Origin of the sequence: Dickeya lacustris (genome assembly GCF_029635795.1) — a bacterium.
Lineage (GTDB): Bacteria > Pseudomonadota > Gammaproteobacteria > Enterobacterales > Enterobacteriaceae > Dickeya > Dickeya lacustris.
Genome location: NZ_CP114280.1, coordinates 2,725,460 through 2,741,412, shown reverse-complemented (window position 1 = coordinate 2,741,412; position 15,953 = coordinate 2,725,460). Strand labels below are relative to the sequence as shown.

Annotated in this window: 15 protein-coding genes; 12 read left to right on the top strand and 3 right to left on the bottom strand. The window is 56.1% G+C overall.

Annotation, left to right across the window (positions count from 1 at the left end; all coding sequences use genetic code 11):
* The first annotated feature begins 1 nt into the window (after position 1).
* From O1Q98_RS12435 to O1Q98_RS12380, 12 genes are all read left to right on the top strand, one after another.
* Positions 2-1,567, top strand: a complete 1,566-nt coding sequence (locus O1Q98_RS12435) for a class I adenylate-forming enzyme family protein (RefSeq protein WP_125257869.1) — start codon at positions 2-4, stop codon at positions 1,565-1,567.
* Positions 1,568-1,580: 13 nt separating this feature from the next.
* A complete protein-coding gene (locus tag O1Q98_RS12430; RefSeq protein ID WP_125257868.1) occupies positions 1,581-1,898 on the top strand; it encodes an acyl carrier protein in 318 nt (105 codons plus the stop codon).
* Entirely contained in the window at positions 1,886-3,451 is a 1,566-nt protein-coding gene (locus O1Q98_RS12425; protein WP_125257867.1) for an AMP-binding protein, read from the top strand. The genes O1Q98_RS12430 and O1Q98_RS12425 overlap by 13 nt, the downstream gene beginning before the upstream one ends.
* Entirely contained in the window at positions 3,432-4,946 is a 1,515-nt protein-coding gene (locus tag O1Q98_RS12420; RefSeq protein ID WP_125257866.1) for an AMP-binding protein, read from the top strand. The genes O1Q98_RS12425 and O1Q98_RS12420 overlap by 20 nt, the downstream gene beginning before the upstream one ends.
* A 149-nt stretch (positions 4,947-5,095) precedes the next feature.
* Positions 5,096-5,527, top strand: a complete 432-nt coding sequence (locus O1Q98_RS12415) for a VOC family protein (RefSeq protein WP_125257865.1) — start codon at positions 5,096-5,098, stop codon at positions 5,525-5,527.
* Complete coding sequence (locus O1Q98_RS12410) at positions 5,524-6,657, top strand: acyl-CoA dehydrogenase family protein (RefSeq protein ID WP_125257864.1); 1,134 nt, start codon at positions 5,524-5,526, stop codon at positions 6,655-6,657. Before O1Q98_RS12415 ends, O1Q98_RS12410 begins: the two co-directional genes overlap by 4 nt.
* Position 6,658: 1 nt before the next feature.
* Entirely contained in the window at positions 6,659-7,186 is a 528-nt protein-coding gene (locus tag O1Q98_RS12405) for a hypothetical protein (RefSeq protein ID WP_240632687.1), read from the top strand.
* Between the two features lie 94 nt (positions 7,187-7,280).
* The gene (locus O1Q98_RS12400) at positions 7,281-8,204 is read left to right on the top strand and encodes a 3-oxoacyl-[acyl-carrier-protein] synthase III C-terminal domain-containing protein (RefSeq protein ID WP_125257863.1); all 924 of its coding nucleotides are present in this window, start codon (positions 7,281-7,283) and stop codon (positions 8,202-8,204) included.
* Between the two features lie 295 nt (positions 8,205-8,499).
* Entirely contained in the window at positions 8,500-9,636 is a 1,137-nt protein-coding gene (locus tag O1Q98_RS12395) for an acyl-CoA dehydrogenase family protein (RefSeq protein ID WP_125257862.1), read from the top strand.
* On the top strand, positions 9,620-10,480 hold the full coding sequence (locus O1Q98_RS12390; RefSeq protein ID WP_125257861.1) for a hypothetical protein: 861 nt from the start codon (positions 9,620-9,622) through the stop codon (positions 10,478-10,480). Before O1Q98_RS12395 ends, O1Q98_RS12390 begins: the two co-directional genes overlap by 17 nt.
* On the top strand, positions 10,480-11,430 hold the full coding sequence (locus tag O1Q98_RS12385) for a 3-oxoacyl-ACP synthase (RefSeq protein ID WP_125257860.1): 951 nt from the start codon (positions 10,480-10,482) through the stop codon (positions 11,428-11,430). The genes O1Q98_RS12390 and O1Q98_RS12385 overlap by 1 nt, the downstream gene beginning before the upstream one ends.
* A gap of 278 nt (positions 11,431-11,708) precedes the next feature.
* On the top strand, positions 11,709-12,374 hold the full coding sequence (locus O1Q98_RS12380; protein ID WP_125257859.1) for a GIN domain-containing protein: 666 nt from the start codon (positions 11,709-11,711) through the stop codon (positions 12,372-12,374).
* Here the strand turns inward: O1Q98_RS12380 and O1Q98_RS12375 are convergent.
* Genes O1Q98_RS12375 through O1Q98_RS12365 form a run of 3 tightly spaced genes read right to left on the bottom strand, consistent with a single transcriptional unit; the run spans position 12,371 to position 15,876 of the window.
* The gene (locus O1Q98_RS12375; protein WP_240632686.1) at positions 12,371-13,207 is read right to left on the bottom strand and encodes a 4'-phosphopantetheinyl transferase family protein; all 837 of its coding nucleotides are present in this window, start codon (positions 13,205-13,207) and stop codon (positions 12,371-12,373) included. The genes O1Q98_RS12380 and O1Q98_RS12375 overlap by 4 nt on opposite strands.
* Positions 13,164-14,483, bottom strand: a complete 1,320-nt coding sequence (locus O1Q98_RS12370; protein WP_125257858.1) for a sensor histidine kinase — start codon at positions 14,481-14,483, stop codon at positions 13,164-13,166. The genes O1Q98_RS12375 and O1Q98_RS12370 overlap by 44 nt, the downstream gene beginning before the upstream one ends.
* Positions 14,476-15,876, bottom strand: a complete 1,401-nt coding sequence (locus tag O1Q98_RS12365; protein ID WP_125257857.1) for a sigma-54-dependent transcriptional regulator — start codon at positions 15,874-15,876, stop codon at positions 14,476-14,478. Before O1Q98_RS12365 ends, O1Q98_RS12370 begins: the two co-directional genes overlap by 8 nt.
* Between the last annotated feature and the right edge of the window lie 77 nt (positions 15,877-15,953).

Below are 15,953 nucleotides of genomic sequence, written 5' to 3'. Positions count from 1 at the left end.
CATGACAAACATTACCCACCTGACCGTCTGGCTTGACCGGGCAGCCAAAGAAGCCGCCAACAAGACGGCGATTATCGACCCGGAACGTGAAATCAGTTGGTTCATGCTGCGCCTGCAAGCCCGCCAGCTGGCTGACTATCTCGGCGCTCAGGGGGTAGAAAAAGGCGACCGGGTGATTGTCTATATGCCCAACTCGCTGACATTTGCGCTCTATTTCTGGGCGTTACAATATCTTGGCGCTATCTTCATCCCACTGAGCCCCGAAACCAAGGCCGATAAATTAAGCTGGCTGGTGGACAATGCAGGTTGCCGATTGCTGATTGCCGATGCCGCCCTTGGCGACGAGATTGCCAAAGCGCAGGCCAGCGAACACTGGCAACACTACAATCGACAGACGCGGGTCTGCGTCAGCCAGGAGATAGCCGATACACTCGTCTGCGAGCCCTACCGCATCTGCGAGCACCAACAGCCCGCTGGCATCGACCTTGATTTAGCCTGCATTATTTATACCTCCGGCTCCACCGGCCAGCCCAAAGGGGTGATGCTCAGTCGCCGTAACATGATAACCGCCGCCAGCGCCGTGTCAGGCTACCTGCAACTGCGTGGCGATGACCGCATCATGCTGATGATCCCCATGAGTTTCGACTACGGCCTGTATCAGATGATCATGGCCGCCGTGGTGCAATGCACCCTGATTATCGAGCCTGATTTCCGTCGCCCGTTGCTGTCGCTGCAACGGATGGTGGCGCTGCGGGCGACGGTGTTGCCGATTGTCCCGACCATGCTGCGCCTGATTACGCCGCTGGCATCACGCTATGACTTCTCTGCCCTGCGTACCGTCACCAATACCGCCGCCGCCCTGCACCCAACAGACATCACGCGGTTACAACAGCACTTTCCACAGGCGCGCATCTATTCGATGTACGGGCTGACCGAGTGCCACCGCTGTACCTATTTACCGCCGGAATACCTCGACAGCCACCCGCAAAGCGTTGGCATTGCCATCCCGAATACCGAACTGTGGGTGGTGGACGACAGCGGCAAGCGCCACACCCGTAACGCCACCGGCGAGCTGGTGATTCGCGGCGCAACCGTGATGTGCGGCTACTGGCGTAATGAAGAAAAGAGCCGTGAGAAGCTGCGCCCCGGCCTGCTGCCGGGCGAGCAGGTGTTATACACCGGCGATATCTGTCGGCTGGATGAAAACGGGCTGCTCTATTTTATTGGCCGACGCGACGACATGCTGAAAAGCTGCGGCGAAAAAGTTTCGCCGAAAGAGGTGGAAACGATACTCAGCCGCCACCCGCAGGTGGCTCAGGTGGCCGTTATCGGCGTACCGCACGCCGTTTACGGTGACGAAATCGTCGCCTGCATCGTGCCACAGGGTGAACTGAATGAAAAAGCACTGCTTGGCTGGTGTAAAAGCCAGATGGAGTCGCACATGGTGCCGCACCGTATCTGCCTGATGGCGCAATTCCCTGTTAACCCTAACGGCAAGGTTCACCGCACCCTGCTGCAAGAACAACTGGTTGCAAGCCGCCCAGCGGCGCAACGCAGCCCGGCCTGATGGAGCCCGAGTTATGTCAGCAAAATCACCTGAAACCGGCGCCAGTGTGCTGCCCGATAACGCCACAAGCTATTACCCCGATATCGTCAAAGCCATCGGCATGGTGCTGGAAACCGATGACCTGTCAGAGCTGCACCCGCATACCGATCTGGAGCGGGATCTGGGGTTTGAGAGCGGCATCTTCATTGAGCTGATGATGTACCTCGAAGAGATGATAACCGGGTTATCGATTGACCCGGTGATGCTGGACACCCAGCACATCACCACCATCGACTCGCTTGACCGCTTCATCCACGCGCAACGGGAGCAGGGGTTATCGTGCACACCGTAGCCGCATGGCAGTATCTGGTCGCCCTGTTTGCGCGTTTTGATGGCGTGCAGAGCATCGCTGCCTATAGCGTGAGCGGCGATATCCGTTACCACCAGCTCTACCACAGCGCCCTGAAACTGGCGGCGCAACTACAGGCCCACCATCAGGCGAGCAGACGCCAGCAGCCTGCGCCAGTGCTGCTGTACGGCCACAAACACCCGGCCAGTCTGGTGGGTTGGTGGGCCTGCCTGCTCACCGGCCACCCGGTCGTGCCGGTAGAAACGGATAACAGCGCCGAACGGCTGCGCTTTATCGCCGACGGTATTCAGGCAAGCCTGCTGTTAAACGCGGGCGAGCACGCTGCCCCGGAGTGTGGTGTGCCGGTTATCCGCGCCACTGTACTGAGTGAAGCGATGATACCGGATACCGGCACCTCGCAGACGCTCACCGCACTCTGCCAGCGCATGGAGCAGGCCTTTGGCCATAACGGGGTGAGCGGCATGGCCTACATCATGTTCTCTTCCGGCACCACCGGCGCGCCCAAAGGCATTCAAGTCAGCTACCTGAATCTGGCCCATTTCGTGCGCTGGGCCACGGCGCACTTTGCCGAGCCTGGCCCGGTCAGCGGCAATATTCGCTACTGCTTTGACGTCAGCCAATACGAGCTATGGCTCGCCTGGTATTACCGCCAGCCGCTGTGTGTGCTGGATTACCGGGATGTCATCAACACCCGCAAAATGATCGCCCGTCACGCCGATGCCGGGACGCAAACCTGGGTCAGCACGCCGTCACTCACACGTAACTACCTGCGTGATAAAGCGTTTTGCCAGCAAAACCTGCCTGCGCTTCGCCAATTTATTTTTTGCGGCGAAGTGTTAAGCAAAGAGCTCGTCATGGCGTTACAACTGGCGTTTCCCGGCTGCCGCCTCGTCAACACCTATGGCCCGACCGAGTGTACCGTGGCGGTCAGCGCCTGCGACATCACGCCAGCAATGCTGAAGTGCGACGCGCCATTACCGCTCGGCACCGCGCGGCCCGGCGTCACGTTGCGTATCGCAGGCGAGCCTTCGGGCACGCGCGGTGAAATCATCATCACCGGTGATGCCGTCAGCGCAGGCTATCTCAATGCCAGCCCGGCACAGCAGGCGCGCTTTTTTACCGATGCCAACGGCGTGCGCGGTTATCGCACCGGTGATATCGGTTCACTGCGTGATGGCCTGCTCTATTTTCATGGCCGGGAAGACAGCGAGCTGAAAATTCAGGGCTATCGCGTTGTTATCAGCGATATTGAGAATGCGCTGCGCGAGCATCCGCTGGTACACGATGCCATCATCACCCCCTGGCTTGTACGCGGCATTGCGCAAGGGTTGCAGGCGTTCGTGCTCGCTGACCAGCCTGATATTTTCCCGCAGTTGGCCGACTACCTGCGCCGGTATTTCCCCGTCTATATGGTGCCGAAATTCTGGTATCCGGTAGAGGAAGCGGCGCTTAACCACAACAGTAAGCTGGATCGCCTGCGCGTCACAGAACAGGCAATCGACAAGGGTAAACGCTATGTTTTCGTCAGTTCTTGACCCGATACAAACGCACATCCGCCTGCAACCACAGCAGTTGGCGCTCATTAACGACAGCGGCAGCTACAGCTTTGCCACTCTGGGGCTGCGCATTGAGGCTATCCGCCAGGCGCTGCGCGCACATAAACCGCGCTGCGTACTGATTTACGGCCACAAACAGCTTGATGCCGCCGCCGCCATGCTCGCCTGTGCGTTTGAGGCAACACCCTTTACCTTTGCCGATATCGCCAACCCCGCCGAACGTATCGGGCGGATAGCGCACGTAACACAGGCTGATTTGATACTACTGACCTGTTTACCACCAGAAGGTTGTGTGTTGCCCTCACTCGCCACGCTGATGACCGACACACTGACCCATGGCGAGCCATTGGGCCCAACGTCAGCAACGACGCTCTCGACACTGCTGTATATCCTGACCACATCAGGCACAACTGGCGAACCCAAAGGGGTGAAAATCAGCCATGGCAACTATGAGGCGCTGGCACGCTGGGCGTTACCATTACTTCACCCCGTACCACAAGGAGCGCATGTTAACCATGCCTGTCTGTCATTCGATTTGGGAATAATGGATGTGTTCCTGACCTTGGCTGCCGGTAAAACCCTCATCATGCTCGACCACCGTAATAACATTCTCCCGCGTAAGAATTTGTCATTACTCACCTCCCCGCGCACTCAGATAGACAGTTGGTTCTCCACTCCTGGTTTTCTTGAATTAATGTGTGCCGATGCACAATTTAACCAGCACGCGCTTCCCAACCTGAGAAAAATTGCCATTGGCGGTGAGGCACTACTTCCCGACCTGGCCGAAACACTCCATAAACGCTTTCCTCTGGCAACGATTCTACATTGCTATGGCCCGACAGAAGCTGCCTGCATGACCCATGCCGCACCGATAGATGTGGAGAATCTCCCCCCATCACCGCCACTCTCTCTGGGGCACACCTGTGGCGATACTCGATTGAGTATTATTGATGGACAACAACGCCTTGTCCCCCATGGTACCGTGGGGGAAATCGTGCTGCATGGCCCGCAAATCAGCCCAGGTTACTTACCAGAATCTGACCCGCGTAATGCGTTATTTGGCGACGGCCCCATCGGGCGCTATTACTGTACCGGCGATCAAGGGTATCTCGACAACCACGGCCAGCTCTTCGTCAAAGGCCGTGACGATGGGCAGATAAAATGGCAGGGACACCGTATAGAAAGCGGTGATATCGAATCGATTACCCGTCAGTTAGACGCGGTACAACAAGCCGTGCTATTAACCGAAAAAAACCACAACGCCGTCAAAGACCTGATTTTGTGTCTGCACCTTGCGCCGGACACCGCCGAGCGGCGGGCCAGCCTGCGCCATGAACTGGCACAGCGTTTACCTGCCTATATGGTGCCGCGCATCCTTCATTTTACCGGCCCGTTCCCGCTCACGTTGCACGGCAAAACCGACCGGGTGGCGTTAATGCGCCAGTATCAGGCCGAGGTCGCGGCCATGGGGTAAAGACCGTGAGTTAAAGGCCGTGTGTCAAAGACCATGAGTTAAAGGTCATGCGATAACAGCAAAAATCACATCATGACCTGCAAGCAGGAATAAAAAAAAATACCGGCTATCGGTAGTCTGTCATAAAGGATATTGACGGGGGAAAAGTCGTGAAATTCAGCCATCTGGGATATATCGTCAGGAATAGCGATACCACCATTGCGGCCATGGCCACCTTTTTTCCCCATATTGCTGTGCATCGTAAAAAAGTCACCGCCCAACAAATTTACGTGACCTTCATGAATACCGCCGATGGCGATATGCAGATAGAACTGGTAGAACCCCTGCCGGAAAACCGGCTGTTAACCGGGCTGCTGGAAAAAGAGAACAAAGCCTGCCTGCCCTACCACATCTGTTTTGAAGTGAACAACTTTGAGCAAAAGTATCAGCAACTGCGCGCAGAAGGCTGGCTGGCGTTAACGCGCCCGTTCCACGCCTACCCGCAGGGCCCGCTGGCCAGCCACTTGTATAAACCCGAGGCCGGTATCATGGAGATTATGTCTGGCAGCACCCAACTGATTGCGTTGGGAGAAACCGCATGAATGACACCGAACGTTTCCTGCTCCCGCTCAAACAGCTGGTTGAAGGCACGCTGCACGAAGGGCGTCACCTCGGTGGGCAAATTGATATCGACCCGGATAAAGCGCGTATTACCGCGCAATACTCGCTCGCGCCAATGCTCAACACGCTTGGCGTGCCCGCTGATTTTCAGCCGGTCAGTTGGCTGACGGAGTCGGGGCTCGCGCTCAAGGCGCTGCCGCTGCCATTACGCTGCGAACTGTATGAATCTTTTGGCTATATTGACCCCAATTTACTGTTTGCCGCACCGGGGCCAGGCATGGCGGCGCTGGTCGTGGAAAGCATGGGCACTCAGGCGCAGCAGGAGGCGTTCTTCGCCACATTTAAACGGGCGCTCACCTGGAGCAGTTTTGCCATGACCGAGCCCGAGGCCGGCAGCGATGCCCAGCATATCCAAACCCAGGCGGTGAAAACCGATGGCGGCTGGCTTATCAACGGTGAGAAATATTTGATAGGTAATGGCGTCGTGGCGGACATCGGCGTGGTTTTTGCGCGTACTGCCCCCGGGCCGCTGGGCATCAACGTGTTTATCTTCTCGTCACGCCACGATGAGGGGGTTCAAGCCGAACGCATCCCGATCCACGGCGTGCCCGGTTGCAATGTGTCGCACCTGCGTTTTCGCAATCTATTCGTGCCAGACAGCGCGCTGCTGGGGCAACACCTGAAACCGACCGAGCGCTTTGCCCGTTCGGCGATGGTGACATTCGATTCGCTGCGCCCGTGCGTCGGGGCGATAGCGCTAGGTATTGCTCGTGCGGCGTTGGATCTGTCACTGCAACAGCGCTGGTCGAGCGCTCGTAGCCAGTGGCGGCAAAAAGCACAGCGTCAGTTGCAGGCGGCCCTGTCTCAGGCCCGGTTGATCTGCGCACGCATCGAGCGAGGCGAGCCCTGCGGGCGCGAAGCGGGGTTGGCCAAAATCACCGCGACTCGCATCGCAGAGCATGTGGTGTTGAATGTCGTACACCACGCGCCACCCGCAGCACTGGCGCAATACCCGCGTCTGGCCAAAGCGTTACGCGATGTCAAAGCGCTTGAATACACCGAAGGCACGACCTTTATTCATCTGCTCAATCACGCTTACCGGGGGGCCTAACGTGGTGCCGCAGGTTATCGACAACGTGCGCAATATCGGGCAGGACGACGTGATACAGGAAAACGGCGTGCTAACCGTCGCGACACAGGCTCGTCGGCTGACGCCGGAACACATCGCCCGGCTCGGCCCTTGGCTGCGGCTAAACCAGCTCGACGAACGCCGCCCCTGGTTTATCCACTCACCTTGCCACAGTGACGCCACCGGATTGCATGCCGCTCAGGTCATCTCGCTCTGTCGCCAGTTCTGTCACACGCACTCTCGCGCAAGCCTGTTGTACGAATATTGCGGCGTGCCCTATCAGTTTCGCACCCCGTTACTGCAAAGCCTGCTCTATGCCGCACCCGGGTTCCAGCACAGCCAGGGCATGAAAGCACGGGGAGAGGCACTGTCTGCACGCGCGCTCGCCAGCGTTTTAGTTGATAACGACAACGCGGTTTTGTATCTCAACGACCCGCTGATACGCATCCGCGCCGACGAGGACGCCACGCCGGTAACATACCGCTACAGTACGCTGCGCCGGAGGCCATGATGTTCCAGCGCGTTTGGCTATCGCCCGCTGCATTTATCGCTCTCTCATGGCCGATGACGACAACCCCCTGTTTCACACCGTCAGGAGCGTGCGCGTGCTAGGACACCTTGAGGCAATAGAGGTCTCGTTTCCCCCTGTCGTCCAGTCACTGAACGAGGTTGCCGGGGAAGTTGGCCTCAACCCGCTGGATATCCGCATGTTTGAGCGTTTTTATGGCCTGCGCCGCTTTCATGGCGGCCCCGGTACGCTCGACGATTTACTCACGCCGGTGATAGTGCAAATGCAAGCCCGTCAGCCACAGGCGTTTGCGGCCATCAGCCACGTTGTGCATTGCCATACCGTACCGGGAGTGCGGGTGTTTGAACACGCCAGCCACTCACCCGCCTGGCTCAACCATTTTCCCGCGCACGTTGAATTCGCCAGCCTGACGATGGGGCACTGTGCCACACCGCTGACGGCAGCCGACTGGCTGCTCAAACAACTGGCGCCCGATCAATTTGGCCTGATGCTCATCGGCGAGAAAGCGTTTCATCCACGCGTAAAACTGATTCGTGACACCACGTTGATGGGAGAGGCAGCCTGCGCGGTGCTGCTCACCCGTCACGGCAACGGCCCGGCGATCCTCAGCCGCTATACCGGGCAGGATGGTCGGTTTAGCGTGCAAACCGGCTTTGATGCCGATGAGACGTCTGACTTCGGCCAACACTACATCGATTTCACCCGCCAGCATCTTTATGCCGCGCTGGATAAAGCGGGACTGAGTATTGATGAGCTGGACTGGATAGCGCCGCACAATGTCAATCGGTCATCCTGGCATCGGCTGGCGCAATTGCTGCCTTTTCCGCGCGAGCGCATTTTTTTGGATAACGTTTCTCGTTACGGCCACTGCTTCGGCGCAGATCCCTTCATCAATTTGCGTGAGTTACAACAGCAACGCCTGTTGCAAACGGGCGATAAAGTGCTGCTGATAAGCGTTGGTCTGGGAGCCACGTACTCGTCATTATTGGTGCAGGTTTAACCCTGACGGCGGCAAGCAACAGAATACGCATCAGGATGCAATATCGGGCAATACAACGGGGCAATTCCCGATAAGGTTATTCCCGGCAGGGAAAATAGTAAGCGAGCGATACAATTAATCATTTTCACGATTAATCATCTATACCCCAAATCATTCGCGTTGCGAGACAGCGGCAAGTGGGCGAAGGGTGAGGCCCATTGATGGGCCGAGTCACGCAGCCAACGCGCCTGCGACTTGACGTATGGCGGGTATATAACACGGTATGACCACCCTTTTATCTGACAGGCAGGACGACATGAAGGCTCTTACGTTCAGTAATGTATTAAAAGAATTAGACGCGCTGGGCGAAAAACTGCGGTGCGCGGCAAGCGAAGCAGAATCAGACCGCGCACGGGCGCTGTCCTGTCTGGAAGATGAGCTGCTTTATACCATCGCTTATATCGGCATCCCGCCGCAGTTTATTCCATTTAAAGGGTGGGATTATCAGGCTTGTCACTACAGTGACCACATCAGTATGCTGGAATATTTAAGCCGTTTTGACGCCAGCGGCCTGATGATGTTGCCTGGCGCATCACTGTCAGCCAGGGCCGTGACCACGCTCGGCACGCCGGAGCAGCAAGCGTTCTTTTTCTCTCGTTTTAATCAGCCGCCATGCTGGGCGTTTTTCGCCGTCACCGAACCGGAATTCGGTTCAGATACGCAGGCTATCGCGTCCTCACTCACGGCGACAGACACCGGGTATCGGCTGAATGCTCATAAGAAATTCATCGGCGGCGCGCAACTGGCCTCGGTAGGTCTGGTATTTGCGCGAGAAGGCAATACGCAGCGTCTGGTGATGGTAGAACCGCAGCAGGCTGCCGATAGGATGACCATCACCCCATTGGAGCAGTTTGGCTTACAAGGCTCCAATCTGACTGAAATCGTCATCCGCGATCTCCCGGTCACGCCAGAGCAGATTTTGGGTTACGAACGTAAAGGGCTGAATCAGGGATTGAATGCGCTGGGGCAGGTGTTTGAGCGTCATCGCCCGATGGTCAGCGCCATGGCGTTAGGCACCGCGTACGGCCTGATGCAGGAATTGGATAATCACGCGCGCAAGCCCGATGACCAGCGTTGGCTCGCCCAGCAATGGCGTACCTATCATCTGTTGCGCCAGCAGCTGGAGAGCATCGCACTACGCTATCAGTCCGGCCAGTCGCAATATCACACCACCAGCCAGTTAAAACGCCGCAGCACGTTATTTGTTGAAACGCTGGCGCATCGCATGCCGCATGTATTAAGCGAATCAGCCTGGCTTGAGAATACCGCCCTGCGACGCCGTTGCCGCGATGCGATGGCCTTTGAATACATGGAAGGCACCGCCCATATCCACCTGATGAACAGCTTCCGCTGCTATACCGCCAGGGGAGGCGTCTGTGCCCACGTATCTTGACCCGCGATTAATATTGCATCGCCAATTTTCGCTGCCAGACACGCCACGCCACCATGAAGTGACACCGGCGCAGGAGTATTATTGGCATGATTACACCACCAGACTGTTCGCCAGCAATGGGCTACGCTGGCAGGAACAGTTGGTCAATCCGCAGCGATATGCCAAGGTGGTTAGCGACTTAACCTCATTTATCAATATGATAGGCCAGCTGCTGCCAGAGTATCAGGCCGGTCACGACACATCCCATATCGATAGCGTCTTAATGGCACACTGGACGCCGGATGTGCATCTCGGCAGCTCTGTGGTGAACTATGTAATTGAAGCGCTTAAGCTACCGGCTTGTCTGGCATTAACCATCAGCGATCGCGGGCCGGATGCCGCCCTGTTTGCCTTTGCCAGTATCGCAAACTGCCAGCAAGACGATAACCATGACGCCTTGCTGTTAGTCGCCGATCAATGTCATCTGTTATACCACTCATCGCTGATGACCGCGCTTAACCCGCAAAGCAATGCCTGCCTGTTCTCTGTCAGCGGTCATGAGCAGCCCTTGCGCTACCAGGGTTTTTGCCGCCATCCGTTGCCTGACGCCGCGCCGTTAACGCCCGCTGTACAGCACCTGTCCCAGCGCTTTTCGCTGCGCGCCGAGCGATTATGCGTCATTGCCGACCCCGTCCTACTGGCTGACCTGCCCGCCACCACGCCCGGCATCGCCACCAATCCACGGCTGGTGTGCGCAGCGCCGTTTGTGGCACTGGCGGAGCACTACCAACCCGGTCAGGATTATTTATTACTGGTACAACATCAGCACAACCTCAGCGCGCTGGCGCTACGAGGGGTGGCATAATGCGCCTGACGCACTTTGTCACCTGGGTGCCGCAAGCGCGTATCACAGCCCAGGACATTATTGGTGCCGCCGGTGCCAGCGCATCGGAAGCGCGGATTTTCTCACAGCTATTCGGGTTTCGGCAGGTTGCCGCACTGCCGCCAGAGCTGACGCTGGCAACCGTATTCTCCCGGCTACTGACACAGTTACAGCAACACTCTCCTCAACCGCAACGCCCCGTCGATGCCCTTATTTACGCACACGGTATGCCCGTGCAGTCTGCGACAGACTCCGACTGGCTCACACAGCTTGGCCGCACACACCCGTTTGTTGATTCACTCGCCCCTTGCTACGAACTGGATCAACAAAATTGCGCCACGCTGTTTTGGGCGCTGGCGCTGGCGCAACGGTTACTGGCGCAAAAAAAAGCGGCCAGAGTCGCGATCATTGCCGGAGATAGTTTCGCCGCCTACCCAATGCAGGAGCGCTATGTGCCCGGGTGCTCGCTTGCGGGTGACGCATTTGCCGCACTCCTGCTTGAAGAACAGGGTGATGGTTTGCAGCTAGGGCCCATCTTTATGAGCCAACGGATGGAGTTTCACGAGGGGCTATATGGTGATGAGCGGTCGCTGAAAGCGTTTTATCTGGCGCATGATGACATGGTAAACACTGCGCTATCAGGCTCTCTCTCCTCAGGTACGGAGATAGAGCGACAGCAACTTCATCTGCTGCCTCATAACGTTAACCGATTAAGCTGGCTCAACTATTCCCGACGCCACCAACACCCGCTGGCAAACATTTCTCTGGGGCTGATGCCAGATATTGGGCACTGCTATACCGTTGACCCGCTCCTGTTGCTCCCAAGCGCACTGCCTGCCATCCGGCAAGGAAAACCCCATGTGATGCTGTCTGTCGGCCTGGGAGCCTGGATAGGCAGTTGCCGGATAAGCGATGCCGGGCCCCGCCATTGACACCGGCTCACCCAAGAGACTTTGTTAAAAATTATTTATCAGAGCAATATTCAATTTCAGACAACAATGAATAATTACGTTATGCATAATAGCAATCAGGGAAGGCTTTGCGGGCTTGCCAACAAAGCGACAAGGATGTAATGAACCTTCTGCCTGAAAACAGGGAAGCACGCTCAGGTAGATTCGGCCAGACAAGGACCCGACTGGCCGCTGGTTCCTCCTGACACGGGATGTCAGGCTGACATGACAAGGATAATGAAAGGAAAAAGGAGAGAGGAATGAGAGCGTTGCTTTGTTCCGCGTTAGCGCTGCTGCCATTGACGGTGGCCTGTTCGCCAACGAATCAGCAAAATGTGGATGTGCCCTCCTTTACGACACTGGATGTCAGCCGAGGCTTAAGCGTCACTCTGGTTTGCGGAAAAGGAAACCGCGTGGAGGCCAGCGCCAGACAGGATGTGCTGGAAAAGCTGGTCATCCGCTCTCAGGGACAAAGCCTGGTTATTGAAAATCGCTCCAGCGATGACAGCATCCTGCGTAGCCACAGCGCCGATGTCACCATCACGCTCAATGCCCCGATTGATACCCTGATTGCGCAAGCAGGGGTAAAAGTCACTGTTCCGGCCTGTGCTGTTTCGCCAGAAAAACTCGCCGTCAAAGGCAGCATGGGCGCCGCCGTGGATGTGGCGGGCAAAACGCAGCAACTTGACCTGTCGCTGGCAATGGGGGCCTCGTTCAATACCGCAGAGAAAGCCTCATCCAGCCAAACCGCTTTCTCGGCACAGAACGCCGTGGTGAATATCGCCATGGGCGTGGATGCCAGGCTGTGCCACGTCGACCAACTGAGCGGCACAGTCACCACCGGTGCCCGTGTGCGCGTTGCGCCACAAACGCATGTTCAAACCAGCAGCGACATTGCCAGCGTGATAGAACGCTCGGGTTGCTAACCCACCCAGCCGGTATCTGTTACCGTTACCAGACGCCAGCGCGCCGATGATGGAACCTGTTGCCCAGACAGGCAACACGTCAGGGCAATCGGCACCCATGACGCTGGTGTATTTTCACTTGCCGCAGACAAATTTGCCGCAGACCGATGCGATAACGCCTCATCAAACGTCTCAGTGACGCCACCGGGGTAAACCCATCGATCGGTCAGCACACAATCGATACGCTCGTCGTTATCCCACACACAGAGCTCGCCGTGAGGGTCACGCAAACAGCGAAACGACGAGAGAGGCTTACGTAACCCCATCCCCAGCGCCTTGAGATAGGCTTCTTTATGGCTCCAGAGTTGAATAAACGCAGGCAAAAAGGCGCGGTCATCCAGCGTGGCCAGCTCATGCTGCTCATCCGGGTGGAAAAAACGCTGGGCAATGGCGCGCTTACGTGCAACCTGCCCCTGACAACGTTCAACATCGACACCGACCGGGATACCCTCAGCGAAGGCAAACGCCACGGCCCCCTGTGTGTGCGACAGGTTAAACTGAATATGCGGGTAGTGGGGTAAGAACGGCTTGCCGTAACGATCGCGGGCGATTTCCAGCGACTGAGGCGACCGTTGGCATAAGGGCGCCAGCAGCCACAATAGCACCCCATGCGCCAACTCTCGCAAGGTCAACGCCGCCTCATCAGAGCGCTGTAGCGCCGCCCGTGCGCGCTGGGCCATCAGCGGCTGTTCCAACTGCGGCTGGGAGAGAATGATACAGTGCGCATCAGGCCATGAGCGCACGGTCAACTCATGCCAGTGGCAAGAAGATATTAACGACGCAACCTTCTGCATCTTTACGATTCTCCAGCGTCAGGTGGCCATCATGCCCCTCAACAATCTGACGACACAGAATCAGTCCGATACCGCTGCCATGTGTCTTGGTGGTATAGAACGGCACAAACAAATTCTCAATGTTTGCCACCCCTTTGCCTTGATCGATAATTTCAAGGTGCAATTGACGGGCCATCACCTTCCAGCGCAGTTGGATTTCACCGTGGCCGGGTTCCATCGCTTCATCCGCATTCTTAAGCAAATTAATCAGCATTTGCTGCATCTGGTTGGCATCTATCGGCACGATCAGCGGTGACTCGCCATGAAAAACCAATGGGCGCTGCGGAAACAGCGAAGCCATTTGCATAATCAGCGCCGTCATATCGCACGGCTGTTTGTTAGCGGGCGGCAACCGGTTTAACTGGCGATAGCTGCCGACAAAGGTGATCAGCTCGCGGGCACGGTTATTGATAATCTCCATGCCATTAATCAAATCCGCTGCTGCCGGATGTTGATTGTCCTTACGGAACATATGTAACAGTGTCTGGCTGAGAGAGGCGATGGGCGTCAGCGAGTTATTGATTTCATGGCTAATCACCCGCAACAGGTTTTGCCAGGTTTTCTGCTCTTCATTGCGTAACAGCTTGCTGACATCGCTAATAAACAACAGATGATTTTGCCGCCCGTCTTCAATAAATGAATCGTGGCGAATCTGGAACATGCCGCGCGTACCGGGGAAACGCCAATCCACCGGTTCCGCACCGGATGATTGCTGCAACAGTCCCTCCAGACCAAACTCCGCCGACGGTTGCCCCACCAACAGCGACAGCGGTTTATTTACCAGCGCTGCCGCCGCCTCGTTGCACCAGATGATATTCCGCTGTGCATCCAGCGCGAACACACTGATATTGATATTGGAAATGACCTTGTGCAGCACATAGTAGGTTTCTTTTTGTTGCTGACGACTGCGCGCCATCGCGCCAGAAAGCTGGTTAATTTGTCGAATCAGGTTATCAAATGCCCCTTTGCCCTTCGTTACCCCACGCAGGCTAAAATTTTCCTGCTCCAGCGCTTCCAACAGGTTAGACACCACATGAATTTTCGCGTTGAGCCGCTCGGAAAAGGTGAAGCTGCTGTAGATAAGGCACAGAAAAATAATAAATACCGTCAATAATTTTAGGTATACCGACTGATCGGGGAACAACCAGAGCAGAAAATACCCCAGCAAGCCTGCGATCGCCGCAACATTGAATGACAACAGGTGAGGTGGCTCAAAAGAGGAGTCGAGTTTACTCATGGTTAATTTTGTATTTTTCCAGTCGTCGGTAAAACGCGCTGCGACTTAGCCCCAGCGAATGGGCGGCTTTGATAGCATTACCATCAAATTTCGCCATACGCTGGCACAATAGCCGCTCTTCAATATCAGCAAGCGTAGCATCAGCCGACAATTCCAGTGCCACCCTCGCCACTTTAGGCGATGCGGCTGGCAGCGAAGGGAAAATATCATCGCTGTTTAAACGAGCAGCGCCGCACAATAATACCGCGCGCTCCAGTAAATGGCTGAGTTCGCGGATATTTCCAGGCCAGTGATAACCATACAAAGCGGACTGCCCTGACGCACCGAGTGCGGGTGCCGGTTTATTGTATTTTTTGGCATAACGCTCAATGAAGTTCAACGCCAGCGGCAGGATGTCATCACGCCGCTCCACCAGCGACGGCACCCGCAGCTCAATGGTATTAAGCCGGTAGTATAAATCTTGCCGGAAAACCCCCTCCGCCACTCTGGCCGCCAAATCCGCATTGGTGGCGGCAATAATACGGCAATGGGTTTTCAGCGTACGCGATGAGCCCACGCGCTCAAAGCTGCGCTCTTCCAGAATCCGCAGCAATTTACTTTGCTGAGTCAACGGCAGGTTGCCAATTTCATCAAGAAACAGCGTGCCTTTATCCGCCAGTTCAAAGCGCCCGACCCGGCTTTCCCGCGCATCGGTAAACGCCCCTTTTACATGGCCGAACATCTCGCTCTCAAACAAATTCTCGTTGATGCACCCCATATTTACCGACACCATGCTCTCTTCACGGCGTGGCGAGAGCTGATGAATGATGCGCGCCAGCAGGCTTTTCCCGGTACCGTTCTCGCCCAAAATAAGAATATTGGTTTCCGTCGCCGCGACTTGCTCAACAATGCGCATCAACTGCTTCATCGGGGCAGACTCCACCACCCATTCGCCGTTAAAGGTATCTTCCAGCTCCAGCTTGAGCAGCGCATTCTCCTCTTGTAGCCGTTTACCGGAACGCTGACTACGGCTAAACGAGATTTGCTGACGAATCACATTCAATAAACGCTCGTTGTCCCAGGGTTTCTGAATGAAATCCACCGCACCTGCCTGCATCGCACTGACGGCAATATCCACACTGCCCCAGCCGGTCATTGCCACCACCGGCAGGTATTCGTCGTAGCGCCTAATCTCTTCAAGCAATACCAATCCTTCCTGACCCGAGGTGGTATCACGCTGGTAATTCATATCCATCAGGATTAAATCAAAATCATGCTGGGATAATTGAACAGGAACCTGATCAACTGAAGAAGAGAGCGTCACCTGATACCCTTCCATGGACAGCAGCATCTGTAAGCTGGCCAGAATGTGTGCGTCATCATCGACAATGAGGATATGTTGCTTATCCGTCATGTGGGTCCTTAATTGCGCTAATTCATACTGACTTTTATGCCAAGAGAGCCTGAGCAGACCACGTCGGCTAACCGGCT